Source organism: Nonomuraea cypriaca (genome assembly GCF_015645445.1).
Taxonomy (GTDB): domain Bacteria; phylum Actinomycetota; class Actinomycetes; order Streptosporangiales; family Streptosporangiaceae; genus Nonomuraea; species Nonomuraea cypriaca.
The window spans coordinates 43554-66691 of the sequence record NZ_JADOGI010000022.1 but is presented as its reverse complement, the minus strand read 5'-3'; the positions used below and the strand labels follow the sequence as shown (position 1 = coordinate 66691).

19 protein-coding genes are annotated in these 23138 nt (G+C 69.5%); 7 read left to right on the top strand and 12 right to left on the bottom strand.

Going from position 1 to position 23138, the window contains the following annotated elements:
• Positions 1-172: 172 nt before the first annotated feature.
• From ITP53_RS10225 to ITP53_RS10215, 3 genes are all read left to right on the top strand, one after another.
• Positions 173-1036 carry a mechanosensitive ion channel family protein gene (locus tag ITP53_RS10225; RefSeq protein WP_236050656.1) on the top strand — a complete coding sequence of 288 codons (864 nt, stop codon included), beginning with the start codon at positions 173-175 and terminating at the stop codon, positions 1034-1036.
• A 62-nt stretch (positions 1037-1098) separates the two neighbouring features.
• Entirely contained in the window at positions 1099-1479 is a 381-nt protein-coding gene (locus ITP53_RS10220; RefSeq protein WP_195895092.1) for a globin, read from the top strand.
• 17 nt (positions 1480-1496) lie between these two features.
• Positions 1497-3005: a glycoside hydrolase family 13 protein gene (locus tag ITP53_RS10215; RefSeq protein WP_195895091.1), complete on the top strand. Its 1509-nt coding sequence runs from the start codon at positions 1497-1499 to the stop codon at positions 3003-3005.
• A 50-nt stretch (positions 3006-3055) separates the two neighbouring features.
• On the opposite strand, the gene ITP53_RS10210 is transcribed toward ITP53_RS10215, so the two are convergent.
• The 3 genes from ITP53_RS10210 to ITP53_RS10200 all read right to left on the bottom strand — a co-directional run bounded on the left by ITP53_RS10210 (position 3056) and on the right by ITP53_RS10200 (position 6139).
• On the bottom strand, positions 3056-4219 hold the full coding sequence (locus tag ITP53_RS10210) for an MFS transporter (RefSeq protein WP_195895090.1): 1164 nt from the start codon (positions 4217-4219) through the stop codon (positions 3056-3058).
• Between the two features lie 91 nt (positions 4220-4310).
• Entirely contained in the window at positions 4311-4736 is a 426-nt protein-coding gene (locus ITP53_RS10205; RefSeq protein ID WP_407941220.1) for an acyl-CoA thioesterase, read from the bottom strand.
• 23 nt (positions 4737-4759) lie between these two features.
• The gene (locus ITP53_RS10200) at positions 4760-6139 is read right to left on the bottom strand and encodes an MFS transporter (RefSeq protein ID WP_328814345.1); all 1380 of its coding nucleotides are present in this window, start codon (positions 6137-6139) and stop codon (positions 4760-4762) included.
• A gap of 127 nt (positions 6140-6266) precedes the next feature.
• On the opposite strand from ITP53_RS10200, the gene ITP53_RS10195 reads away from it, so the two are divergent.
• Positions 6267-7166, top strand: a complete 900-nt coding sequence (locus ITP53_RS10195; protein WP_195895087.1) for an SDR family oxidoreductase — start codon at positions 6267-6269, stop codon at positions 7164-7166.
• 343 nt (positions 7167-7509) lie between these two features.
• Here the strand turns inward: ITP53_RS10195 and ITP53_RS10190 are convergent, their stop codons facing one another.
• From ITP53_RS10190 to ITP53_RS10175, 4 genes are all read right to left on the bottom strand, one after another.
• Positions 7510-8121: a TetR/AcrR family transcriptional regulator gene (locus tag ITP53_RS10190; RefSeq protein ID WP_195895086.1), complete on the bottom strand. Its 612-nt coding sequence runs from the start codon at positions 8119-8121 to the stop codon at positions 7510-7512.
• 282 nt (positions 8122-8403) lie between these two features.
• The gene (locus ITP53_RS10185; RefSeq protein WP_195895085.1) at positions 8404-9531 is read right to left on the bottom strand and encodes a thiolase C-terminal domain-containing protein; all 1128 of its coding nucleotides are present in this window, start codon (positions 9529-9531) and stop codon (positions 8404-8406) included.
• A complete protein-coding gene (locus tag ITP53_RS10180; protein ID WP_195895084.1) occupies positions 9528-9935 on the bottom strand; it encodes a Zn-ribbon domain-containing OB-fold protein in 408 nt (135 codons plus the stop codon). Before ITP53_RS10180 ends, ITP53_RS10185 begins: the two co-directional genes overlap by 4 nt.
• Before the next feature lie 63 nt (positions 9936-9998).
• A complete protein-coding gene (locus tag ITP53_RS10175) occupies positions 9999-10511 on the bottom strand; it encodes a VOC family protein (RefSeq protein WP_195895083.1) in 513 nt (170 codons plus the stop codon).
• A gap of 163 nt (positions 10512-10674) precedes the next feature.
• Here ITP53_RS10175 and ITP53_RS10170 point away from each other — a divergent pair, with 163 nt between their 5' ends.
• The 3 genes from ITP53_RS10170 to ITP53_RS10160 are packed head-to-tail and all read left to right on the top strand — an operon-like array spanning position 10675 to position 13349.
• Positions 10675-11991, top strand: a complete 1317-nt coding sequence (locus ITP53_RS10170; RefSeq protein WP_195895082.1) for an MFS transporter — start codon at positions 10675-10677, stop codon at positions 11989-11991.
• On the top strand, positions 11988-12935 hold the full coding sequence (locus tag ITP53_RS10165) for a ribonucleotide-diphosphate reductase subunit beta (protein ID WP_195895081.1): 948 nt from the start codon (positions 11988-11990) through the stop codon (positions 12933-12935). The genes ITP53_RS10170 and ITP53_RS10165 overlap by 4 nt, the downstream gene beginning before the upstream one ends.
• 3 nt (positions 12936-12938) lie before the next feature.
• Positions 12939-13349: a hypothetical protein gene (locus ITP53_RS10160; protein ID WP_195895080.1), complete on the top strand. Its 411-nt coding sequence runs from the start codon at positions 12939-12941 to the stop codon at positions 13347-13349.
• 328 nt (positions 13350-13677) lie between these two features.
• Here ITP53_RS10160 and ettA read toward each other — a convergent pair whose 3' ends face one another.
• The 5 genes from ettA to ITP53_RS10135 form a co-directional block, all read right to left on the bottom strand.
• Positions 13678-15342 (bottom strand): energy-dependent translational throttle protein EttA, encoded by a 1665-nt coding sequence (ettA, locus tag ITP53_RS10155; protein WP_195895079.1) that lies wholly within the window; start codon positions 15340-15342, stop codon positions 13678-13680.
• A gap of 274 nt (positions 15343-15616) precedes the next feature.
• Positions 15617-16909, bottom strand: a complete 1293-nt coding sequence (locus tag ITP53_RS10150) for a GGDEF domain-containing protein (protein WP_195895078.1) — start codon at positions 16907-16909, stop codon at positions 15617-15619.
• A 556-nt stretch (positions 16910-17465) separates the two neighbouring features.
• Complete coding sequence (locus ITP53_RS10145; RefSeq protein WP_195895077.1) at positions 17466-18521, bottom strand: single-stranded DNA-binding protein; 1056 nt, start codon at positions 18519-18521, stop codon at positions 17466-17468.
• Between the two features lie 173 nt (positions 18522-18694).
• The gene (locus ITP53_RS10140; protein ID WP_195895076.1) at positions 18695-20317 is read right to left on the bottom strand and encodes a YfjP family GTPase; all 1623 of its coding nucleotides are present in this window, start codon (positions 20315-20317) and stop codon (positions 18695-18697) included.
• Complete coding sequence (locus ITP53_RS10135) at positions 20314-22617, bottom strand: dynamin family protein (RefSeq protein WP_328814344.1); 2304 nt, start codon at positions 22615-22617, stop codon at positions 20314-20316. The genes ITP53_RS10140 and ITP53_RS10135 overlap by 4 nt, the downstream gene beginning before the upstream one ends.
• Positions 22618-23138 lie beyond the last annotated feature (521 nt).

The window sequence follows — 23138 nt, the reverse complement described above, 5'->3', positions numbered from 1 at the left end:
CAGCCGACCGAACCGCTTCCGGAGGGGGATCCACCAAGTGTTGCTGCCGGTGACTTCATCGCCACCGCCCTCGGCTCCGCCGGCGTCCTGGATCCCGAGCTTGGACAATATGAGTTCGAGCATGGCGGCCGACTGCCGAAGTGACACCTTTTTTTGCTCTATCCTCGTGAGGATGTTCGGCAACGCACCCTGGGCGCCGCTGGCGAGCAGTGCTGTCACCATCGTCCTGATCCTCGTGCTCGCGTTCGTGCTGCGCAAGCTCGTGCACCGGCTGATCACCCGGGTGGTCGGCCGGGCGGCTGCGGGCGGCTCGATCACCAGCAGGTTCCGCAAGGGCGCGGTGACCGACGGCATCGACGCGTTACTCCATGAGCGCCGCAAGCAGCGGGCCGAGACCATGGGTTCGGTCCTCAAGCACGTCGCCTCCATCGTCATCCTCGGCACCGCGGTGCTGACCGTGCTCGACCGGCTCACCATCCCCATCGCCCCCCTGCTGACCAGCGTCGGCATCCTCGGCGTGGCCGTCGGCTTCGGCGCGCAGGAGCTGGTCAAGGACTTCATCGCGGGCATGTTCATGCTCCTCGAAGACCAGTACGGCGTCGGCGACGTGATCGACGCGGGCGCCGCCGTCGGCACGGTCGAGGCGGTCACCCTGCGGGTCACGAGGCTGCGCGACGTCGACGGCCGCGTCTGGTACGTACGCAACGGCACGATCACCAGGATCGGTAACGAGTCACAGGGCTGGTCGCGGGCCTACATGGACGTGCCGGTCGCCTACGATGCGGACATCGTGGGCGTTCGGGTGCTGCTGGAGCACGTGGCGGAGGAGATCTGGGCCGACTCCGAACTGCGCGAGAGCAAGATGGTGGAGCAGCCGCAGGTGTTCGGCGTGGAGCAGCTGTCCGACAGCTCGCTGGTGTTCCGCATCACCGCCAAGACGCTGCCCACCGCGCAGGCCGAGGTGTCCAGGGAGCTCAGGCTCAGGGTCAAGACGGCGCTCGACACCGCGGGCATCCCCATGGTGGCCGGTGCGTGAGCGGGCGCTGGGTGAGTGGGCCCGCGCACCTTGTGGTGCGCGGCACGCCATAGGCTAAGGGCGTGACTGAGACCTCCTTCTATGACGCCGTCGGAGGCGAGGAGACGTTCCGGCGCCTCGTACACCGCTTCTATGAGGGGGTCGCCGAGGACCCGTTGCTGCGGCCGCTCTACCCGGAGCCCGACCTCGCGGGCGCCGAGGAGCGGCTGCGGGGCTTCCTGGTCCAATACTGGGGCGGCCCCAAGACCTACAGCGAGCAGCGCGGCCACCCCAGGCTGCGCATGCGGCACATGCCGTTCGTGATCGGCGAGCCGGAGCGGGACGCCTGGCTGCGGCACATGCGTGACGCGGTCGACTCGCTCGAACTGCCGCAGGAGCAGGCGGCCAAGCTCTGGGACTACCTGGTCTACGCGGCGCACAGTCTGGTGAACTCACCGGCATAACGGGCATGACACGCCACATGGATATCCCCTGGTGGCGTGACGCCGTCGTCTACGAGATCTACGTTCGCAGCTTCGCCGACGCCTCAGGAGACGGCGTCGGCGACCTGGCCGGGGTGTGGGAGCGCCTTCCGTACCTGCGGTGGCTGGGGGTGGATGCCATCTGGCTGACACCGTTCTATCCCTCCCCCATGGCCGACGGTGGCTACGACGTCGCGGACTACCGCGGCGTCGATCCGCTGTTCGGCACGCTGGCCGACTTCGAGGCGCTGGTGGCCGGCGCGCACGAGCACGGGCTCAAGGTGATCGTGGACATCGTGCCCAACCACAGCTCCGCCGCGCATCCCTGGTTCCAGGCGGCGCTGCGGGGCGAGGGGCGCGATCGGTACATCTTCCGCGACACGTTCAACAACTGGCAGTCCACGTTCGGCGGTCCCGCCTGGACCCAGACGCCGGACGGCCAGTACTACCTGCACCTGTTCGCGCCCGATCAGCCCGACTTCAACTGGCGCAATCCCGAGGTGCACCGGGAGTTCCTGGACATCCTGCGGTTCTGGCTGGATCGCGGGGTGGACGGGTTCCGCATCGACGTGGCGATGGGGCTCTACAAGGCGGAGGGGCTGCCCAACGTGGGCGACCAGTCGTTCATGTCGGTCTCGCCGGTATGGGGACAGCCGGAGGTGCACGACGTCTACCGCGACTGGCGCAGGCTGCTGGACGCCTACCCGGGCGAGCGGATGGCGGTGGGCGAGGTGTGGACCGACAGCCCAGAGGACCTCGCCCGCTACGTACGGCCCGACGAGCTGCACCAGAGCTTCAACTTCGCCTGGCTGGAGGCGCCCTGGTCGCCGACGGCGTTCCGTGAGGTCATCGATGACACCCTCGCGACCGTGCCGTTCGCCACGTGGGTGCTGTCCAACCACGACGTCGTACGCCACCGCACCCGCTACGAGACGGCCGACCCCGGCACCGGACTGGCGCGGGCCAGGGCGGCGCTGCTGATGATGCTGGCCCTGCCCGGCTCCGCCTATCTCTACCAGGGTGAGGAGCTGGGCCTGCCCGAGGTGACCGACCTGCCCGCCGAGGCCAGGCAGGATCCGGTGTTCTTCCAGTCGCAGCGCACCCTGCCCGGCCGTGACGGGTGCCGGGTGCCGATCCCGTGGACGGTGGATCCGCCCTCCCACGGGTTCTCGCCCGGCGGGGTGGAGCCGTGGTTGCCGCAGCCGGCCACGTTCGCGGAGCTGAGCGTCGAGAAGCAGGAGGGCGACACCGACTCTACGCTCGAGTTCTACCGCCAGGCCCTGGCCCGGCGCCGTGACCTGGCCGAATCCATTCCTTATACGTTGGAGTGGCTGGATTCCCCCGAGGGTGCGCTTTTCTTCACCCGTGGCCCGTTGACCTGCGCGATCAACTGCGGCCCGCGGCCGGTGGAGCTGCCGGCGCACGACGCCGTCCTGCTGTCGAGCGGCCCGCTCAAGCGCGGTCTGCTGCCGCCGGACGCGGCGGTGTGGCTGCGGCACGACTCATGACCCGGCGGGCCGCCCACCCGACTCATGACCCGGTGGGCCACTCAGCCGAGTCATGACCCGGTGGGCCGCTCACGGCGGAAGGGGACGACGGGCAGCGAGAGGAGTGTGCAGACCAGGCCCGTGGCGAAGCCGGCCCAGAAGCCCACTGTCGTGATCAGTATCGCGGTGAGCGGCGTGGCGGCCAGGGAGACGACGTTCTGGATGGTGTTGTGGGTGCCGAGCACCCGGCCCGCCCACGCGGGCCCGGCGAACTCGCCGGCCGCCAGGTAGGCCAGGCCGTTGCCGGCCACGGTCATCACCGCGGCCACCGCGAGCATGACCGGGCCGAGCCAGGTGCCGGCGAGGGTGCCGGCGATCAGTAACGCCAGCACGCCCACGTTCGCGATGGTGATCAGCAGCAGGGGTCGCATGCGCAGGCCCGTCCGGTCGGACCAGCGCCCGGCCGCGATGCGCACCACGGCACCGCCGATCGCCGCCACGCCGAACAACTGGCCGGCCGCCACGCCGTCCCAGCCGTATTCGCGGACGAGGCAGCTCACGCCGTACGTGCTGACCACGATCTGCGGCACCACGTGCAGCGCGCTGGTGGCGTGCACCCGCCACAGCCCCGGCTGCCGGTACGGCGAGCCGGCCGGCGCCGTGCCGGACCCGGGGATCGCGTGCGGCGGCTCGCGCAGGAAGAGCGCGGCAAGCACGGCGGCCAGCAGGCTCACGGCCGCACAGACGAGAAGCACACCGGGCAGGCCGTACGCCCGCGCGACCGGCGGCAACGCGAAGGCGCCGACGGCCATGCCGAGGGTGAAGGAGACCTGGCGCAGGCCCATGGCGACGCCGCGCTCCGGCGGCTGGAACCAGCGCAGCACGATCCGCCCGCCGCCGACCATGGCGGCCGAACCCGCCGCGCCCGCCAGGGCGAGCAGCGCGACCACCGCCCACGCCTCCTCCACGACCGCGACGGCGGCGAACGCCACGGCCGCCAGGCCCACGCCTGTGCCGAGGACCACTCGCTCGCCGTGCCGGTCGGCCAGCGCGCCCCAGGCGACGAGGGCGACCAGGATGCCCATCGCCGGAGCGTTGGCGATGATCCCGCCTAACGGCAGATCGACCCCGAAATGTCGCTGGATTTCGGGCATGACGAGGGGCAGGCCGAAGAGCCCCAGTGTGACGCTGGCGTGCGCGTTGACGCCCAGCGCCAGCATCAGCCAGCGCTTCATATGACTCCGCGCCTCATATGACGCTGCGCCTCATCCAGCCCTGCGCTTCGTCCGGCTCCCCGCTTCATCCAGCCCTGCGCTTCAGCTTCATCTAGCTCTGGGTGGAGTAGCGCTTGAGGTAGGCCAGTTCGCTCTCGGTGAGCCTGCGCGGGGCCGCCCGCTCCACGTCGTAGGCGGCCAGGACCGACTTCGCGGTGACGTACAGGTCGGTGTCGTCGCGGATCTCGTACTCCAGGGTGAAACGCACCGCTCCGATGCCGGTCACCCAGCTCTCCACCCGCACCGGGTCGGCGCGGAAGCCGAGCGGGCGGCGGTAATCGATCTCGTGACGGGTCACGACCAGGCCCTTGAACGGCTCGTCCCCCGCGTTGTACGGGTCGATGTGGAACATGCCGAAGCGGGCGTCCTCCAGATAGTCGAGGAAGCGCACGTTGTTGACGTGGCCCTGGGAGTCGATGTCGGCGAATCTCACCGTTCTGGGGTAGATGTGCCGTTGGGGAGGGGTGCGTTCAACCACGTCCGCAACGGTACCTTCCCCGGTCATCCGTCCCTTCGCCGGGCCAGGCAGGTCAGCACGGTCAGCACCGAGATCGCGGCCATGGAGCCGAGCGCCCAGCGGTAGCCGGTCACAAGCTGGTCGACCGCGCCGCCCGAGAGTTGGGACAGCGTCCCGGCGAAGACCAGCTCGTGCAGGGCGGCGGGCAGCGGCGCGGTGAGGATCGACAGGACCAGTCCCGTGCCCACGACGTTGCCGGTGTTCTGCAGCATGAGGCGCATGGCGTTGACGATGCCGAGCCGGTTGGAGGGCAGGCCGTCCAGGATGGTGGTGGTGTTGGAGGGCAGGAACACGCCCGAGCCGAGCCCGATCAGCACGAGCCCGGCCGTCACGGCCGCGTACGACGTGGCCGGGGACATCGTGACGAGCAGGACCACCAGCCCGCACGTGGTCATCGCAGCCCCGGCCGCGGCCAGCGTACGCGCGCTCATCAGGCGCTGCAGGAACCCCGAGCTCACCGACCCGGCCATCGCGGCGACGGCGAGCGGCAGCACCTTCAGCCCCGCCTGTACGGGATCCTCACCGCGCACGGCCTGGAAGTAGAGCGCCATCAGGAAGACCATGCCCATGCGGGCGACGGCGTTGAGGAACGACGCGAGCGTGCCGTACGCGAACGCCCGCTCCCGGAACAAACTCAGGTCCACCACCGGATGCGCGGCCCGCGACTCCCTGACGACGAACAGCGGCAGCCCGATCACGAACGCCGCCAGCCCGGCCAGCACCACCGGATGCCCCCACCCGAGCCTGGTGAACTCCGACAACGCCAGCAGCAGCCCGCCCAGGGTGACCAGCACCAGCACGCTCCCGCTGGCGTCGAGCCCGCGCTCGCGCCGGTCCGGGGCCGGCGCCTTCAGCACCAGCGCACCCCACGCGAGGCAGAGCAGACCGACGGGCACGTTGAACCAGAACACCCAGCGCCAGCCGAGGTTCTCGGCGAGTATGCCGCCCAGCGTCGGCCCGATCAGCCCCGCGATCGAGAACGAGGCCACGTACACACCCATGCCCTCGCCGAGCCGCTCGCGAGGGAAGGCGTCGGACACCAGGGCGGCGCTGTTGGTGAGTAACATCGCGGCCCCGGCCGCCTGCAGCACGCGCATGGCCACGAGCAGCCACGCGTCCGGCGCCAGTCCCGCGAGGAACGCGGCGGCGGTGTACGTCGCCAGCCCCACGAGGTACATCCTGCGCCGCCCGAACAGATCGGCCAGCCGGCCGAACAGCACCATGAGAACGGTCGTGGTCAACTGGTAGCCGAGGAGGATCCAGCCCGCCGCGGTGGCGTCGGCCCCGGTGTTCCTGGCGATCTCGGGGAGAGCGACGTTGATGGCGCTGCCGGCGAGCCCGGTCAGCACGCTGGCGAGGCTCACGACGGACAACGTTCGCCAGGGGTGACTGACGGGGAGAGTCGTCGACGGCAAAGGGGGCCTGCCTTTTCTAGATTTTAATACTAGAATCTAGTTCACGTCGTGAGCGGGTCAAGAATCGAGGTGTCGGATGAGCGGGATCGTCGAAGGCCGCGTGGTGATCGTCACTGGTGCGGCCAGGGGCATCGGGCGCGGGCACGCGCTGGAGTTCGCCAGGCAGGGCGCGAAGGTCGTGGTCAATGACCTGGGCGCGGAGGTCGACGGGACCGGCTCGTCCGGGGCCGCGGCCGAGGTGGTGGCCGAGATCGAGGCCATGGGCGGCCAGGCCGTCGTCAACGGTGAGGACGTCTCCGACTTCGACGGCGCGGAGCGGCTGGTACGCGCGGCCGTCGAGCGCTTCGGAGACCTGCACGTGCTGGTCAACAACGCGGGCATCCTGCGGGACCGGATGCTCGTCAACATGACCGCCGAGGAATGGGACGCCGTGATCAGGGTGCACCTGCGTGGCACGTTCGCACCGCTGCGCCATGCCGCCGCCTACTGGAGGGGCAAGGCGAAGGCCGGCGAGCCGGTGGATGCCCGGATCATCAACACGACGTCGTCCTCCGGCATCTACGGTAACCCGGGACAAGGTAACTACGGAGCGGCCAAAGCGGGCATAGCGGGACTGACCGTCATCGCGGCCCGCGAACTGGAGCGGTACGGCGTCACCGTGAACGCCATCGCGCCCGCCGCCCTCACCCGCATGACCGAGAACCTCATCCCGGCCGGCGCCAAGGGAGCCGACCCGGACGACATCGCGCCGCTGGTCGTCTGGCTGGCCAGTGCGGAGGCGCGCGCGATCACCGGGCGGGTGTTCAACGTGCGCGCAGGTGTGATCAGCGTGGCCGAGGGCTGGCACGCGGGTCCCGGCGTCGACAAGGGCGGCCGGTGGGACCCCGCAGAGCTGGGCGGCGTCATCCCGGCTCTGGTCGACAAGGCCGCACCCAACGCGCTCACCAACGGCCGCATCCCGGGCCAGGAGGACTGACCCGCCCCCGGCATGGAGATCCCGCTCTGAGAGCGCACATCAACCACCATGCTGTACGCCCTCAGCGCGGGACTCCCCGACCCGGCGTTCGCGTCACCTGAGGACGCCCTCCCGGGGCGGGCGGCATTCACGGAACCGGCCGCATCCCCGGGGACACCCTCCCGGGGCCGACGGCATTCACGGAACCGGCCGCATCCCCGGGGACACCCTCCCGGGGCCGACGGCATTCACGGAACCGGCCGCATCCCTGGGGACACCCTCCCGGGGCCGACGGCATTCACGGAACCGGCCGCATCCCGGGGGCCGCGCCATCGGGGACGCACGTCCTCGTCGAGGACGTGGATCAGACTTCGTCGAGGGTCTTGAGCGGGTCGAGGCGGCGGATCAGGCCCATCGCCGCCTCGATGATCTCCCGTGCCTCCTCCTCGCTGTCGGAGGTGGCCACCTCGCGGGCGGCCTCGCCGATGATGCCGGTCAGCACAGCCACGGTGAACCTGTCGAGCGGGTCGCCACCCGCGCCGAGCAGCACGGCGTTCTGCCGCACCCACTCCCTGCTGCGGGTGCGGCGGATCAGCTCGAAGCCCGGCGGCCCGTCGCCGTCGATGAACAGCCTGACCAGGTCGCGCCGCTCCCACGCCCCGTCGAGGTAGGCGCGGGCGCCCGCGATCAGCAACTCGACCGGGTCGTCGACGCCGGCCTTCTTGGCCTTGGCCACGCTGGAGGCCGACGCCTGCTCGTGCGCCGCCTGGTGGTCTTCGTACAGGGCCAGGAACAGCTCTGTCTTCCCGCCGAAGTGGTGGTAGAGGCTGCCGACGCTGGAGCCCGCGCGGGCGACCATGTCGGAGACGTTGGCGTCGGCGAAGCCGTGCTCGCTGAAGACCTCGCGAGCCGCCTGCAGCATGCTCTTACGAGTCTGAGCCGTACGACTCCACTCCCACGAGGACTTACGTGCCATGCAAGCATCCTATCCGATCGGATTCTAGAATCTGATTCTCGACAAGAAGCCACCGCCCACCACCAGACAGGCCCCGACACCCTCCCAACCACCGGGTACGCCGGTGCCGCACGAGGACCGGCGCTTCCCCACACCGCAGCGCCAGGCCAGGAGCAGCACTCTCCGAACCACGACGTACGCCAGCCCCGCACGGAGGCCAAGGGCAGCCCACACCGGGCCCGCAGGGGAGGCGGGGCGGCAAGTGGGGATGGGGAGGGGCCGTTCGACGGGGGTCGCCCTCGGTCAGGGGAGGTGGTTGGCGAGTACCAAGGGGGCGGCCGAGGCGAACATGCCGCCGTTGCCCAGCACCACGCTCACCTCCACCCCCGGCACCTGGGCCGCCGCCTCCCCGCGGAGCTGGCGTACCGACTCCTGGATGGCGAACATGCCGTACATGCCGGTGTGCGTGTAGGACAGGCCGCCGCCGTTGGTGTTGAGCGGGAGGCGGCCGCCCGGCGAAGTGTGGCCCTCCGCGATGAACGCGCCCGCCTCCCCTCTGCCGACGAACCCCAGATCTTCCAGGCCGTAGATCGGCACGTGGGCGAAGGCGTCGTACACCATGAGGTGGTCCACGTCCTCGTGGCCGATCTTGGCCTCGGCGAACGCGGACTCGCCGGACAGCCGGAACCCCTTCGAGGTGGTGAAGTCCTCCATCTGCGAGATGATCGGCGACTCGGCCGACTCGCCCGAGCCCAGAAGGTAGACCGGGGAGCGGCGGGCCAGCTCCTCCGAGGTGACGATCAGGGCGCCGCCGCCGTCCGTCACCAGGCAGCATTCGAGCAGGTGGAACGGGTAGGCGACCATGCGCGACGCCAGAACGTCGTCCACCGTGATCACATCGCGGTACATCGCCCGCGGGTTCATGGCGGCCCAGCGCCGTTGCGCCACCGCCACCTCGGCCAGTTGCTCGTGCGTCAGGCCGGTCTCCTTCATGTAGCGCAGCGCCGTGATCGTGAACGACGTCGGCGGCCCCACCACCCCGTACGGCAACTCGAACTGGCCCAGCAGCGAGTCAGGACCCATCCCGAAGCGGCCGGCGCCGACGCGCGACCGGCCGGACTCGCCGTGGGTGATCAGGACCGTGCGGCACAGACCGGCGCGGATGGCGGCGGCCGCGTGCCGGACGTGGAAGAGGAACGAGGATCCGCCCACACCCGTGCCGTCCAGCCAGGCCGGCGTGATGCCCAGGGAGTGCGCGATCTGGATCGGGCCCGGGGTGCCGACCGTCGCGATGCCGTCGATGTCGTGCTTGGTCATGCCCGCGTCCGCCAGCGCGTTTCTGGCGGCCTCCAGGTGGAGCTGCATGGTCGATTTGTCCGGCAGGCGGCCCAGCCGGTCGGTCTCCGCGGCGCCCGCGATCACGATGGTCATCGGGGGCTCCCCACGGGCTCGAAGAGCGGCACGTGAACGTCTCCTCGTTGCTCGAACACCACCTGCAGCGCCATGTCCAGCGGCAGGTCCTCAGGCGTGTTGGGCACACCCACGATGTTGGTCATCATGCGCACCCCCTCCTCCAGCTCCACCACCGCGATCGCGTACGGACCGTCGTCCTCGAAGCCGGGAGCGGGGCGGTGGTTGATCACGTACGAGTAGAGGGTCGCGCGACCGCTGGCGCGGACCCATTCGACCTGGTCGCCACCGCAGTGCGGGCAACTCGGCCGCGGGTAGAAGTAGTGCCGCGCGCACGTCTGGCAGCGTTGGATCCTGAGCTCGCCCGCAGCCGTGCCGTCCCAGAACGGCTGGGTCTCGGGTGTGGGCTTAGGTGCCGGCTTCATCGGCCTCCCCAATCTAGTTCTAGAATCCCACTCTAGATCTCCGCTCGGCACCGAGGGAAGACTTCAGGGGCTCGGTACGCCGTTGCCGTTCCTGCCACGCCCCGCCAACACCTCCTCCAGGGCCGCACGAACCTCGCCGGGACCGCGCCGGCCTGGCTGGGCGAGCTGGATCAGCACGCCGTGCGCCTCCTTGGGATGCAGGAACACCTCCTGCCAGCGCGCATTGGACTGGTTGAGACCGTGCAGGCGAAAGCCCCTGGCGGTCAGCCTGGCCACGGCCGCGGCCAGGTCGTCGACGTGGAAGTTGAGATGGTGAACGCCGCCCCTCCCCCTGGTGAGCTCGAAGAAGGAGTCGAAGAACGCCGACCCGGCCAGCGGCTCCATGAGCTCGACCTTGCCGCCGCCCGCGAACGTGAGCTGCAGGGTGCGGTAGCCGGCGACCCGGTTGTCGCCACCGCCGCCCAGGTGCCGGCCACCGAGCAGGTCACGATAGATCGGCAGCAGATCCCTGATCCGGGGCGCGGCCACGGCCGTGTGGTCGAAGGACATCTCGAGGCCGTCCAGTTGCAGGTCCACGCACGACTCTCCCTTGCTCCAGACAAATCCTAGAATTTGATTCTAGCCGCCGACCGGCGGCTCACCCTTGACGACGCCCGATGTGAGGGGCAGCATCTCAGAAGAGAATTCTAGAGCTAGCTTCTAGAACGGCGACGGGGTCCAGCCGACAGAAAGGCACGCCATGAGGCTGTCCTACGTCCGCGAACTCGACGAGTATCCGACCGGCAGCCGGCGCATGAAGATCCTCGCAATGGCCGTGCTGGCCATCCTCATCGGCTCGTACGAGGGTCAGATCGCGCCAGTCGTCCCCCTCTTGCTCGAAGACCTCGACATGTCCCTGGCCACCTACGGCGCCGTGTCCGGCGCGGCGGCGGTGGTCGGGGCGATCGCCTCCATCCTGGGCGGCAGACTCACCGACCGGCTCGGCCGGGTGCGATTGCTCATCCCGCTCATGGCGCTGACGGCCGTGTGTTGTTTCGTCATGACGCTCGTGCAGGGCCCGCGTGACCTGCTGATCGCTCGGATCGTGCTGGCCTTCGTGGACGGCGTGGCGATGGCCAGCACCGCGCCGCTGATCCGCGACTTCTCGCCGCGGATGGGCCGGGCTCAGGCATTCGGCTTCTGGACGTGGGGACCCGTCGGCGCGAACTTCCTGGCCGCGGCCGTCGCCGGCCTGACCCTGCCCCTCTTCAACGACTCGTGGCGCTCGCAGTTCGTCATCATGGGGTGCTTCTCGCTGATCATCTCGGCGGTCATCGCGTTCAACATCGCGGATCTCTCACCCGAACTGCGGGCCAGGATCCAGCACACGGAGCGGGCCGCCAGCCAGGTGATCGACCTGGAGCAACCGCCCAGGCTGCGCTCGCTCTTCGCCAGGCGGAACATCTGGGCGCACGTCGTCGGCATCTCGTTGTGGCTGGTGCTCTACATCACGCTGTCGCTCTTCGGGCAGACGATGCTGGTCGGCGCGCTCGGCATCGGCACTTCGGAAGCTTCCACGATCATGGCGGCGTTCTGGAGCCTGAATCTGATCACGCTGATCGTAACAGGGCGGCTGTCCGACCGTACGCAGCTACGCAAGCCTTTCACCCTGGGCGGAACGATCGCCGCCGTGCTCGTCACCGCCTACCTGGCCGTCTCGCTCGGGCAGCAAGGCGGGTCCACCGGCCTGCTGATGGTGGTGGGCGCGCTGCTCGGCGGCTCGCTCGGAGTCGCGTACGCGCCCTGGATGGCCAACTACTCCGAGGACGCCGAGGACGCCGACCCGCGCCTGCAGGGCACGGCCTGGGGGCTGTTCGGGTTCCTCTCCAAGGGCATCGCCGTCATCGGACTACTGGTCATCCCGCACGTGGTCGAGGCGACGAACTGGCAGACGTGGCTGTTCGTGGCCCTGGGCTGCCTCCTCCTGTTCATCCCCGCGATCGTGATGTTCAATGGGCCCTGGCGGCGCGCCGCCGGCAGGCCCGTCCAAACCGCCCTCGGGGAGGCCAAGGGATGACCGAACTGTCCGATGTCGCCAGTTCTGACCTGCGCGGGATCCGCGACCTCGACATCGACGACGTCCTGGCGTACGTCCACCACGACCTCAAGCGACTCCCCGACTACACCGAGCTGTACAAGCGCTACCTGCGCCAGCGGTGGGACGTCTACGAACTGGACTTCACCCAGGACGTCACCGACTGGCGGGAGCGGATGACCCAGGAGGAGCGGGACGCCTTCGTGGGGATCTCGGCGGGGTTCCACCATGGGGAGCGCCAGGTCGAGGTGGAGCTGCCGGTGTTCATGCTGGGCGGCTCCGAGGAGTCCAAGATCTACATGTCCAGCCAGATCGAGGACGAGGCGCGGCACACCGTGTTCTTCGACCGCTTCTACCGTGAGGTGGTCGGCATGCCGGGCGATTCGGTGCAGGAGGTGCTGGACGCGTCCTTCGAGCACGTCTCCGAGACGTTCGTGGGGCCGTTCGGGCTGCTCGCGTACCAGGCCGACGAACTGCGCAAGGATCCCGAGGATCCGGCGGCGCGGGTGCGCTACGGCACCACGTACTTCCTGTGGATCGAGGGCGTGCTGGCGCTGTCCGTCATGAAGATCACGCTGACCTACTGCCGGGAGCGGGGGTTCCTGCCCGGCTACTACACGGGGTTCACGGCCACGTGCCGCGACGAGGCCAGGCATGTCCAGTTCGGGATGCGGTTCCTGCGCGACTCCGTACGCGAGGATCCGCGGCTGCTGCTGCAGATCCACGAGACACTCAGAACGATCCTGGCCATCAACGGCGCCACCAGCCGCAGGCTCGCGCTCGAGTCGCTGGGCTGGTCACCGGAGGAGGTCAGACGGCTCATGATCCGCCAGCTCCACATGAAGCTGGTGGACGTCGGCATCGCGCTCGCGCCGGACATCCAGGACATGGTCGCCCGCATCGAACCCGAGCTCGCCGGAGGCTGACGCATGCGTTTCTTCACCCCGGAGTGGGCCGAGGCCGCCCGCGCCGCCGTGGACGCCGGGCCTCCCCAGGAGGGCAAGCTGCCGGCGTACTGGAACTGGATCGACCGCGCCCGCGCCGGATACACCGCCACGTGGGCGCTGGGGGTGCGGGAGACGGGCGCGTACCTCGTGCTGACCTGGAAGGACGGCAAGTGCGCCGACGCGGTCGTCGAAGCCGGGCCGGGGGACGCCGACTACGTGCTGGTCGCCGGGGAGGCCACCTGGCAGCAGCTCCGCGAGGGGGCCGATCCCGGGCGGATCGTTATGTACCGGGGACTGCGGCTGGAACGCGGAGACGTGCTGGCGTTCTTCCGGGTGATCTACTTCTTCGTCGAGTCCCTGTCCGCGCTGGTCAGCATCCCCACCGAACCCTGACAGCGCCCACCACCCCACGGCGGGCCTCCCCCGAACCCTGACCAGCCCCAACGTCGAACGACAACCTCGAACCCTGACGAGACCCGACGTCCGACCACGACCTCGAACCCCGAAAACGCCCGACGTCCAACCACGAGACTGCCCTGGACCTTGACAAGGCCCGTCGCCCAACGGCAGGCATCACCCCGCCTGCCGCCGAGCCACGGAAGATCTCCGGGGAACCTGACGAAGCCTGCCGGACTCTGGCAGGCCTCACTCCCTCGTGCCGACTGGGACTCCGCGAGAACGAGCGGCCGATCAGTCGCGGTCCGCGAGGATGTGCGGCCGATCAGTCGCGGTGCAGCTTCCGGTACGTCACCCGATGCGGGCGAGCCGCGTCGGCACCCAGACGATCGATCTTGTTCTTCTCGTAGTCGGCGAAGTTGCCCTCGAACCAGAACCAGTTCGAGCCTTCCTCCCACGCCAGGATGTGGGTGGCGATGCGGTCGAGGAACCACCGGTCGTGCGAGGTGATGACCGCGCAGCCGGGGAAGTCGAGCAGGGCGTTCTCCAGCGAGGACAGCGTATCCGTGTCGAGGTCGTTGGTGGGCTCGTCGAGCAGCAGCACGTTGCCGCCCTGCTTGAGGGTGAGCGCCAGGTTGAGCCGGTTGCGCTCGCCACCCGACAGAACGCCGGCCTTCTTCTGCTGGTCGGGACCCTTGAACCCGAACGCCGCGATATACGCCCTGGATGGCATTTCCACGTTACCGACCTTGATGTGGTCGAGCCCGTCGGAAACGACCTCCCAGACATTCTTGGTCGAGTCGATGCCGCCGCGGCTCTGGTCCGCGTAGGAGAGCTTGACCGTGTCACCGACCGTGATGGAACCGCTGTCGGGCTTCTCCGCACCCGTGATCATGCGGAACAGCGTGGTCTTGCCGACGCCGTTGGGTCCGATGACTCCGACGATGCCGTTGCGCGGCAGGTCGAACGTCAGCCCCTCCATCAGCAGCCGGTCTCCGAACCCCTTGGTGAGCTGCTCGCTCGTGATCACCGTGGTGCCCAGGCGCGGCCCCGGCGGGATCTGGATCTCGTCGAAGTCGAGCTTGCGGTGCTTGTCCGCCTCGGTCGCCATCTCCTCGTAGCGCTGGAGCCGGGCCTTGCTCTTCGTCTGGCGGGCCTTCGGGTTGGACCGGACCCACTCCAGCTCGTCTTCCAGGCGCTTCTTCCGCTTGATGTCCTTCTGCCCCTCGACCTTGAGCCGCTGAGCCTTGGCATCGAGGTAGGTGGAGTAGTTGCCCTCGTACGCGAACGCGCGGCCGCGGTCGAGCTCCAGGATCCAACCGGCCACGTTGTCCAGGAAGTAGCGGTCGTGGGTGACTGCCAGCACCGTGCCGGCGTATTTCTCCAGGTGCTGCTCCAGCCACTGCACGCTCTCGGCGTCGAGGTGGTTGGTGGGCTCGTCGAGCAGCAGCAGGTCGGGCGCCTCAAGGAGCAGCTTGCACAGGGCGACCCTGCGCCGCTCGCCACCGGACAGCGTGGTCACGTCGGCGTCGGGCGGCGGGCAGCGCAACGCGTCCATGGCCTGCTCCAGCTGACTGTCGAGGTCCCACGCGTTGCGGTGCTCGAGCTGGTCCTGCAGCTTGCCCATCTCCGCCAGCAAATCGTCGCTGTAGTCGGTGGCCATCTGCTCGGCGATGTCGTTGTAGCGCTGGAGCATCCCCATCGTCTCGGCGACGCCCTCCTGAACGTTGCCGAGGACGGTCTTCTCCTCGTTGAGCGGCGGCTCCTGCTGGAGCATGCCCACCGTGAAGCCGGGCATGAGCTTGGCCTCGCCGTTGGACGGCTGGTCCAGACCGGCCATCATCCTGAGCAGCGTCGACTTCCCGGTGCCGTTCGGCCCCAGGACACCGATCTTGGCTCCGGGCAGGAACGACACCGTGACGTCGTCAAGGACAACCTTGTCGCCGTGCGCCTTGCGCACGCGCTGCAGGGTGTAGATGTACTCCGGCATGCCCTCTAGCTTAGGGGCTCCCGACCCGGGCTTCCGCCGCTCCTCCCCGGTAGGGCCAAGACACGCTGTCTGGAGTGACGGCAACCAAGAACGCGAGGCCAGAAGCTCACCGCCACTTCCCCAGCCGGGAAGAGACCGTGAAAGCCTGACGGCAGGGCATCACGTCCATCAAGGCCCGAGGGCGATCAATCACGACATGGACCAGGACTCCGGGAACGGCAGCCTCCCCGAGCGGCGGTCCCTCAGGGAACGGCGTCCCCACGGAACGGCGTCGTCATGGAGTGGTGTCGTCGGAGGTAGGGGGTGGGGATGGTTGGACGGCGGGGATGCAGACGCGGTCGCGGCCCAGCTCCTTGGCGCGGTAAAGAGCCAGGTCGGCGGCGGCCAGCAGGTCGATCAGGTCGTCGCCGTGGATGCTCATCAGAGCCACCCCGGCCGAAATAGTGATCTTGACCAGGATGTCGTCGACGGGAATGGCTGTGCGGCCGATACGAACGCGAAGGCGCTCGGCGACCCGGCTGGCCTCCTCGGCATCCGCGCCCGGCAGCAGAACGACGAACTCCTCACCTCCGAACCGCCCCACCACGTCGTAGTCGCGCAACTGGCTGCGCAACGTAGCCGCCACCCCGGCGAGCACCTGGTCGCCGACCAGATGGCCGTGGGCGTCGTTGACGCGTTTGAAGTGGTCGATGTCGATGATCAGGAGGGCCAGGGTCTCGCCGGTGCGGCGGGCGCGGACGATCTCGGTGTCCGCCTCGCGCTGCCAGGCGGCGGCGTTGAGCAGACCGGTTTTGGCGTCCGTACGGGCGGCGGCCTGAAGCTGGGCATGGAGCAGGCTGCGTTGCAGCAGCACCACCGGCGGCAGGGCGAGGATCAGCAGGATCAGGTTGAGGCCGCAGCCGATCGTGACCGTGACACCCAGGCACAGCTCGACGATGTCCAGCAGCACGCTCTCCCTGTTCCACAGGACCTCGCGCCAGGGGATGTCGGGGTCGGCCATGTGGGCGGCGAGGGCGATGAGCGCGATGTTGAGCAGGGAGAACAGCACGGCGGCCGCCACCGCGTAGAGGATCAGCGGGTCGTTGCCCCGCGACAGCGGCCAGGGGTCGTCGACGAACCGGTGGAACACGACGGAGGCCGTACAGCCGGCCAGGCCGATGGCGGCTGAGCTGAACACCCGGCGGTAGAGCACCGTGGCCCGCACCCGCACCTGAAGCAGGAACTGCAGGACTATCGGCCCGAACAGCGCATAGACCGGCGGCAGGAGCAGCGCCACCGGCAGCCACCAGGCCGACAACAGGTCGCGCGCGACCCCGGCGGGCATGCCCAGGCGTCTGGTCGCCTCGATGCAGACCGCCCCGCAGGCCATGAGGGCGGCGAACGTGAGCACGTCCGACCACCGGACATCAGTGGACGCCGCGAACAGCACGATCGCGGCGAGATCAAGAGCGACTATCGCGGCGAAGTAGGCCACGAGCGGGCGGCGTTGCCCGAGCAACGGCCAGCGGCCGGCCAACGTTGACACACCGTCGCGAGACTTGATCGAGGCGTGACTGGTCGCCGCCATCTCGTCTCCTCCCTGACTAACGATGTGTAACACAATAATTGCGGAGTGTGCGTTGCGCGATGGGAATCCGATACGTTGGCACTAACTACGCCTGCTCAAATCGCGAGCGGGGCCGTGCTGGAAAGGAGCAACCATGGTGCGGGGCGTGACCTGGACCTGACAGATGCCCTTGCCATCTGCCGCCGGCAACACACCATCGGCCGCCCTCGGGGGTCAACCAAATCCGGCCGGTTCCCTCCCCTCCCCTCTGGCTACTCCCCTGCGCACCTTCCCTCCGCCAACGCTCCCTGTGCCTTCCACCCCTCGCGGGCGGCGCCCTCATCGCCGGCCGGTCCCGGCCTGCTGAACCGGTCTGGCATCTCTCCCTGGACCGGTCTGGCATCTCTCGCACGTCCAACGCCCCTGTAGGTGCTTCTTCGGACGTTCTTGCTGCTCGTATCGGGCGTCCGTGGTCGGTCGGGCTGTCTGGAGGGCTTGGCGTGGTGCATGGAGGGGCATCGGGGCCGGCGCCCGATGCCCCTGCTCGATGCGATGGATGGCCTCGTTGATCCGGGCGTTACGCCGCTGCTCGCTGACCCGCCGCCGGCTGCTCGGTGTCCCGGTCGTCTTCGTCGGCACCCACGGTGAAGGTCGCCTGGTCGTTGGCGCCGAGGACGCGCACCGTGTCGCTCTCTGGCCCAACCGGGCGACTGGTGCTCACCTTCGTCCTTTGAGTGCGACCGGTGCCGGCCTTACCCCTGACGGCCTGGCCTGAGTCGCGCTTGGCCTCCGAGGCCGGATCGCCCACCGCGTCCATTCCCGAAGCAGGTCCGCCTTCCCCGCCCGACTCAGGTCCGGCCTGCCTGGGCATTCCCGAGGGAGGTCCGGGCTGCCCGTTCACGCCTGCGGCGGGACTGTCCCAGGTCAGGCTGCTCGGCGCGGGTGGGGCCCAGGCGGGAGCGTCGTCGGGGTTCGCCGCGAAGGCTTGGGGGGTTTCGCCGGCCAACGGCGACGGCCGGCCGTTGGCGGCGTCTGGGCCCACGGTGCGTACGGGGTCGCTCTGCATTCCCAACGTGCGGGCGGTGTCGTCGTGCGCTCGCAAGCTGTGTACGGTGTCGCGCTCGGCCCCCAGCACGCGGCCCAGGTCGGCCTCGGGAGTGCGCTCGGATCGGGGGAGGCCGCGGAGGGGGCGTGAGCCCATCGCCCAGTCCTGGGTCTCGGCGTCGAGGCGGTCGCGCATCTCCCTGCTCATCGAGCCAACCCCGCTGCTGCCCCGATCGGGCTTGGCGAAGGTGCCGGTGCCCCAGCGCAGGTCGTGGCCCACGGCGCTGGCCTCTATCTCGGGCACGAAGCGGCGATCACCCTCCGGGCCGAACTCGCGGATGCGGAGCTTGCCCGACACCACGACCGGTTGTCCCGCCCGCATGGAGGTGGCGACGTTTTCGCCCAGGGCTCGCCAGCAACGGACCGTGAAGCAGACCCTGTCCCCGTCTGTCCACTGGCCCGTTTTCTTGTCGAAGTAGCGGTGTGAGGTGAACACCCTCAAAGACGTGACCCTGGTGCCGTCGTCGAAGCTGTATTGCCTCGGCTCTGCTGCGACGTTGCCGGTGAGCGTGATGTAGATGTCGTTCATCCCGTGCCTCCCATGTGGCGGGCCGACTGCCCGCGACCTGGGACCACGGTGCCGCGAGAGGGCGGGACCGCGGGCGACCGAACGGCATTCTGTGGATAAGCCGGAGGCGGGTCCAGGCGGCTGTGGACCGCGAAGCACCCGCGAAGGCCGCAGAGAGCCGGAGAAGGGCGGCGTCAGACGGACAGATCTCGGAGGGCCGTGTAGAAGGCATGGTGGCGACCGAGCTCACGTTCGACAGGTTCGACGACCATGGTCGCCGAGACCGCGGCGACCCTCCGGCGCATCTCGCGCTCGAGCCGTTCCCGCTCCCGCGAAGCCCCCAGCTCGACGAAGTTGCGGGACGCGATGCCGGACAGCACGCCCAATCCCAGTACGGAGGCCATCATCAGCGCCACCCACGGCAGCGCCGCGCTGTCGCCGAGGAGCTCCAGTGCCGGGGGCAGTTGTCCGGGCATGAGGAGGCCGGCCGCCAGCCAGACCACCCCGGCGACGAACACCGCCACCAGGAGGTACTGCCACACCTTGAGGACCCGCCACCATCCGGGCACCCGGTCCAGCTGCGGCGCAACCTCGGTGAGGTCCTCGGTCAGCGCCTGCGGCAGCTGGCCGGAGCGGGACCTGGCCGCCTGGTGCACAGCCGTACGCCATACCGGGCTCATCCCCATGGACAGCCCGTCGGAGAGAGCCTGTACGGCGTTCGCGACCTCGGCCGACTGCGCGCTCACAGAACCGGTCGTGATGCCGCGGATCTCCTCACCCACGTCCTCCAGGTGCAGGCTCTTCAGCGGATCGGAGCGGAACCTCGAGATCCACCGCGGGTACGGCCACCCGACCCACTGGCTCGACCGCTCCGCGTAGACGTTCTCCATGGCCTCTCCCACGGCCGGTACGCCCACCGCGTCGCAGAGCGCGTCGGTCAGCCCCATCCGGCGGGCCTCGTCGACCGAGGACGACGCCGTCAGGGCCTCACCCAGCGGCATGGCCTCGGCCAGGCGTTGTTCGAGCCGGTGGAGGTCGGCTTCGAGCTTCTGGATGGCGGCGCGCCGCCGGGTGACCGCGGTGGCGATGACGCTCCTGAGGCTCTCGATGCCCCGCCCGGTGACCGCCGAGGTGGGTACGACACTCGGGTGCTCGACGCCTTCGCGGCGCAGCAGGTCGTTGAGGTCGATGACCAGCTCGGCCAGCTCTTCCGCGGTGAGCCGGTCGGCCTGGTTGAGCGCGAACACGGTCACCGCGTCATGCCCCGCCAGCTCCGTCACGTAGCGCCGGTGTGTGGAGGCGTCGGCGTACTTCTGCGGGTCGAGCACCCACACCACCAGGTCGGCCAGGCCGATGAGCCGGTCGGCCTCGGTGTCGGTGAGTGCCCTGATCGAGTCGTGGTCGGGCAGGTCGAGCAGGATCAGCCCGTGGAGCTGGCTGTCGCCCTTGTCGAGCGCGCTGGCGCGCGAGAAACGGTGCCGTTCCTGGATCTGCAGCCAGTCGAGCAGCGGCGCGGAGCCCTCCAGCCCCCACACGCAGGCGTGCGTGCGGGCGGTGGTCGGCCGGCGTACGCCGGTGGGTGACAGTTCGAGGCCGGAGAGCGAGTTGAACAACGACGACTTGCCGCTGCCGGTGCCGCCCGCCAGGGCGACGACCGTGTGCTCGGAGGACAGCTTGAGCCGGTTACCGGCCTGCAGCAGCAGCCCGTTGGCCTCGTTGAGCAGTTTCTTGTCCAGCCGCCCCGGGCCCAGCTCCACCACCTTGGAGAGCGCGGACAACCGCGGGGCGAGCCCTGGCCTGGTGGTCATGATGGTCATCGAGCGACCTCGAGATTGTACGTTGCCTGGTAGAGCCGGGTCGCGACGGACTCGTCGGGAATGCCCGCGGAGTCGAGCGCTTGTACGTAACGCATCGCTTCCTCGTCGAACAACATGCCGATCCGCGCCCGCAGGTCGCTGAGCGCCTTCGCGCCGATGCCGCGCAGCGACTCCGCGCCGAGCAGGGCGTTGACCAGCCGGTGCGGCACCCCCTCACCGTTGCCGCCGCTGAACATCGCGACCATGAAGATCAACGCCAGCGAGTCGGGATCGAACGACACCAGCTTCGACACCGACCGCTTGGCCACGCCTTCCGTGCGTACGAGCTCACTCAGGTGCTCCTGCCAGGAGGCGATGGCGCGGCCGGTATGGCGTACGAGATCGTCGGAGGGTCTGTCGAGGCCCTCGCCGAGCGTGGCGCCCAGCTCCGAGCGGTGCCGCCAGCGCGCGACCACGTCCTCGGCGGCGCGGTTGGCGGCGGCGACGATGACCGACTCCAGGCCGGTGCGGATCGCCGCCTTGAACGCGAGCACCCGTTCTGGCGCCTGCCTGGCCGCCCGGCCGCGCTTGCGTAGTTGCAGCGAACGCATGAGGTCGCCGGAGCCGGCGAAGTCCTGCCAGCGGGCCAGCACCTCACCGTGCAGCAGCGAGCCGTTCTTCGACGCCTTGTCGATCTCGGTGAGCGCGCCCATGAAGGCCGCGTCCACGTCGCTGCGCAGCTCCGCCCTGAACGCGACCTGCCCCTCCAGATGCCTGGCCAGCGCGGGTACGCGGGTGCGGAAGCTGTCGAGCACGCCGCCCAGCGTCTCGCGTACGGCCTGGGCGCGGCGCTCCTCGTCCACCGACAGCTCGGCCAGCCAGAGCCGCAGCTCGGTGACCTCGCTGTCGGGCAGCCTGCCGTCGGCGACCTTCGCCTCGTGGACGACGAACCTGTCGATGTCGCCGAGGCCGTATTCGGTGAGCATGCGGACGAAGTGCTTCAGCACCACGTCGGCGGACTTGGGTTGTACGCGCGAGAGCACGATGGCCAGCCGGGCGCCGCGTTCCTTGGCCAGGCGCAGCAGACTCCAGGCGGGGGCGTCGGCGTAGCGGGCCGCGGTGGTCACGAAGATCCACAGGTCGGCGGCGTCGAGCATGCGGTGGGCGACCTCGTGGTGCTCCTCGACGACCGAGTCGATGTCGGGGGTGTCGAGCAGCGCGACGCCCTGCGGGAGCTTCTCGGTCGCGACGATGACCATGCTGCGCAGCCCGGCCTCGGGCGACGGCTTGTCGACCCGCTGCAGTCCGCCGAGCAGCTCGCCCTCCGCGAACCACTTGCGGTCGTCGGGGTGGCAGGCCAGCACGGGGGTGCCGGTGGTCGGGCGGCGTACGCCGGTGCGCGAGACGTTCTTCTCCGCCAGGGAGTTGACCAGGGTGGACTTGCCCGCGCCGGTCGAGCCGGCGATCACGATCAGGGCCGGGGCGGTGTTGGTCCTGACCCTGGGGAGCACGTAGTCCTGGAGCTGGGCCAGCAGCTCGGCCTGGGCCTGCCTGGCCTCGTCCACACCGGGCAGGTCGAGCCCGAAACGCAGGTCCGCGACGCTTTCCCGAAGGGTGTCGAGTGCCGTCGTCAACGCCTCGACGGTCGCCGCCGGCAACTCCTCCCCACGCGACTGACCCTTTCCGGACCCCGGCCCGTCCGCCCGTTCACCATCCAGGTCACCTGGCTTCTCACCGCCGGTCGACTCGTCTCCGGTCGACTCACTCCCGGCCGGCTCATCGCCGGACGTCTCTCCCCGGGCCGACTCGCCACTCGATGTCTCACTCCGCGCCGACTCATCGCCGGACGCCTCGCCCCGGGCCAGCTCGTTACCGGACGTCTCACTCCGGGCCGGCTCATCGCCGGCGGCCTCACCGCCGACCGACTCATCCCCGGACATCTCACCCCGGGCCAGCTCATCACTGGACGTCTCACTCCGGGCCGACTCATCGTCGAGCGCCTCACCGCCGACCGGCTCACCACCGGACGCCTCGCCCCAAACCGACTCGGCATTACCGGGCGTCTCGGCCCGGGGCGGCTCGCTATCGGACGTCTCGCTGCGGGCCGACTCATTGCCGGGGGCCTCACCGCCGACCGGCTCACCACCGACGGGCTCACCACGGGACGTCTCGCCCCGGACCGGCTCGTCACCGGGCGTCTCACTGCCGGATGGCTCGTCACCGGAATTCGTGAGGCTGAACGCCTCATCGCCAGGTGCCTGGTGCCCGGGACCCTGGCCGGCAAGTGCTTCGCCGTCGGATGATTCGCTGCCGGATGGCACGATCCTGGAGGTCCGGGCGGTGAAGGGCCGAAAGACGGAACCCTCGGCGTCGGAGGTCTCCGTGGCGGCGACCTGACCGTGGGCGGCCTCGCTGCCAAAGGTCTTGGCGCCCGAAGCCTCCGCGTCGAAAGCCCCAATGCCTGAAGCCTCTGTGTCGAAAGCCCCAATGCCAGGAGCCTCAGCGTTGAAAGCCCCAATGCCAGGAGCCTCAGCGTTGAAAGCCCCAATGCCAGGAGCCTCAGCGTTGAAAGCCCCAGTGTCAGGAGCCTCGGCGGCGGGAGCCCGGGTGCCTGCGACCTGGATGTCGGACGATGGCGTGTCGTCCGGCTGATGCTCGGCTCTCGGGTCCTCGCCAGGTGTCCGCTCCTCGGGCTCCTGCTGCTCGCCGGAGATCTTGGAGGCCGACTTGTCCCGGCGAACCTTGGGACGCGTCGCCTCCGCCGAAGTCGCACGGCGTTCCGTCGTGGGGGTGGGCTCCTGCTCGAAGAAACCGCGTGGGGCAGGCGCTTCCTCGCCGGTGG

What these genes read in the sequence shown, in the direction of transcription:
- ITP53_RS10170 (WP_195895082.1), top strand. Translation starts at nt 10,675, where the DNA reads ATGAGGCTGTCCTACGTCCGCGAACTCGACGAGTATCCGACCGGCAGC.
- ITP53_RS10180 (WP_195895084.1), bottom strand. Translation starts at nt 9,935, where the DNA reads ATGAAGCCGGCACCTAAGCCCACACCCGAGACCCAGCCGTTCTGGGAC.
- ITP53_RS10140 (WP_195895076.1), bottom strand. Translation starts at nt 20,317, where the DNA reads ATGACCATCATGACCACCAGGCCAGGGCTCGCCCCGCGGTTGTCCGCG.
- ITP53_RS10150 (WP_195895078.1), bottom strand. Translation starts at nt 16,909, where the DNA reads ATGGCGGCGACCAGTCACGCCTCGATCAAGTCTCGCGACGGTGTGTCA.
- ITP53_RS10160 (WP_195895080.1), top strand. Translation starts at nt 12,939, where the DNA reads ATGCGTTTCTTCACCCCGGAGTGGGCCGAGGCCGCCCGCGCCGCCGTG.
- ITP53_RS10195 (WP_195895087.1), top strand. Translation starts at nt 6,267, where the DNA reads ATGAGCGGGATCGTCGAAGGCCGCGTGGTGATCGTCACTGGTGCGGCC.
- ITP53_RS10215 (WP_195895091.1), top strand. Translation starts at nt 1,497, where the DNA reads ATGGATATCCCCTGGTGGCGTGACGCCGTCGTCTACGAGATCTACGTT.
- ITP53_RS10185 (WP_195895085.1), bottom strand. Translation starts at nt 9,531, where the DNA reads ATGACCATCGTGATCGCGGGCGCCGCGGAGACCGACCGGCTGGGCCGC.
- ITP53_RS10210 (WP_195895090.1), bottom strand. Translation starts at nt 4,219, where the DNA reads ATGAAGCGCTGGCTGATGCTGGCGCTGGGCGTCAACGCGCACGCCAGC.
- ITP53_RS10165 (WP_195895081.1), top strand. Translation starts at nt 11,988, where the DNA reads ATGACCGAACTGTCCGATGTCGCCAGTTCTGACCTGCGCGGGATCCGC.
- ITP53_RS10190 (WP_195895086.1), bottom strand. Translation starts at nt 8,121, where the DNA reads ATGGCACGTAAGTCCTCGTGGGAGTGGAGTCGTACGGCTCAGACTCGT.
- ettA (WP_195895079.1), bottom strand. Translation starts at nt 15,342, where the DNA reads ATGCCGGAGTACATCTACACCCTGCAGCGCGTGCGCAAGGCGCACGGC.
- ITP53_RS10145 (WP_195895077.1), bottom strand. Translation starts at nt 18,521, where the DNA reads ATGAACGACATCTACATCACGCTCACCGGCAACGTCGCAGCAGAGCCG.
- ITP53_RS10225 (WP_236050656.1), top strand. Translation starts at nt 173, where the DNA reads ATGTTCGGCAACGCACCCTGGGCGCCGCTGGCGAGCAGTGCTGTCACC.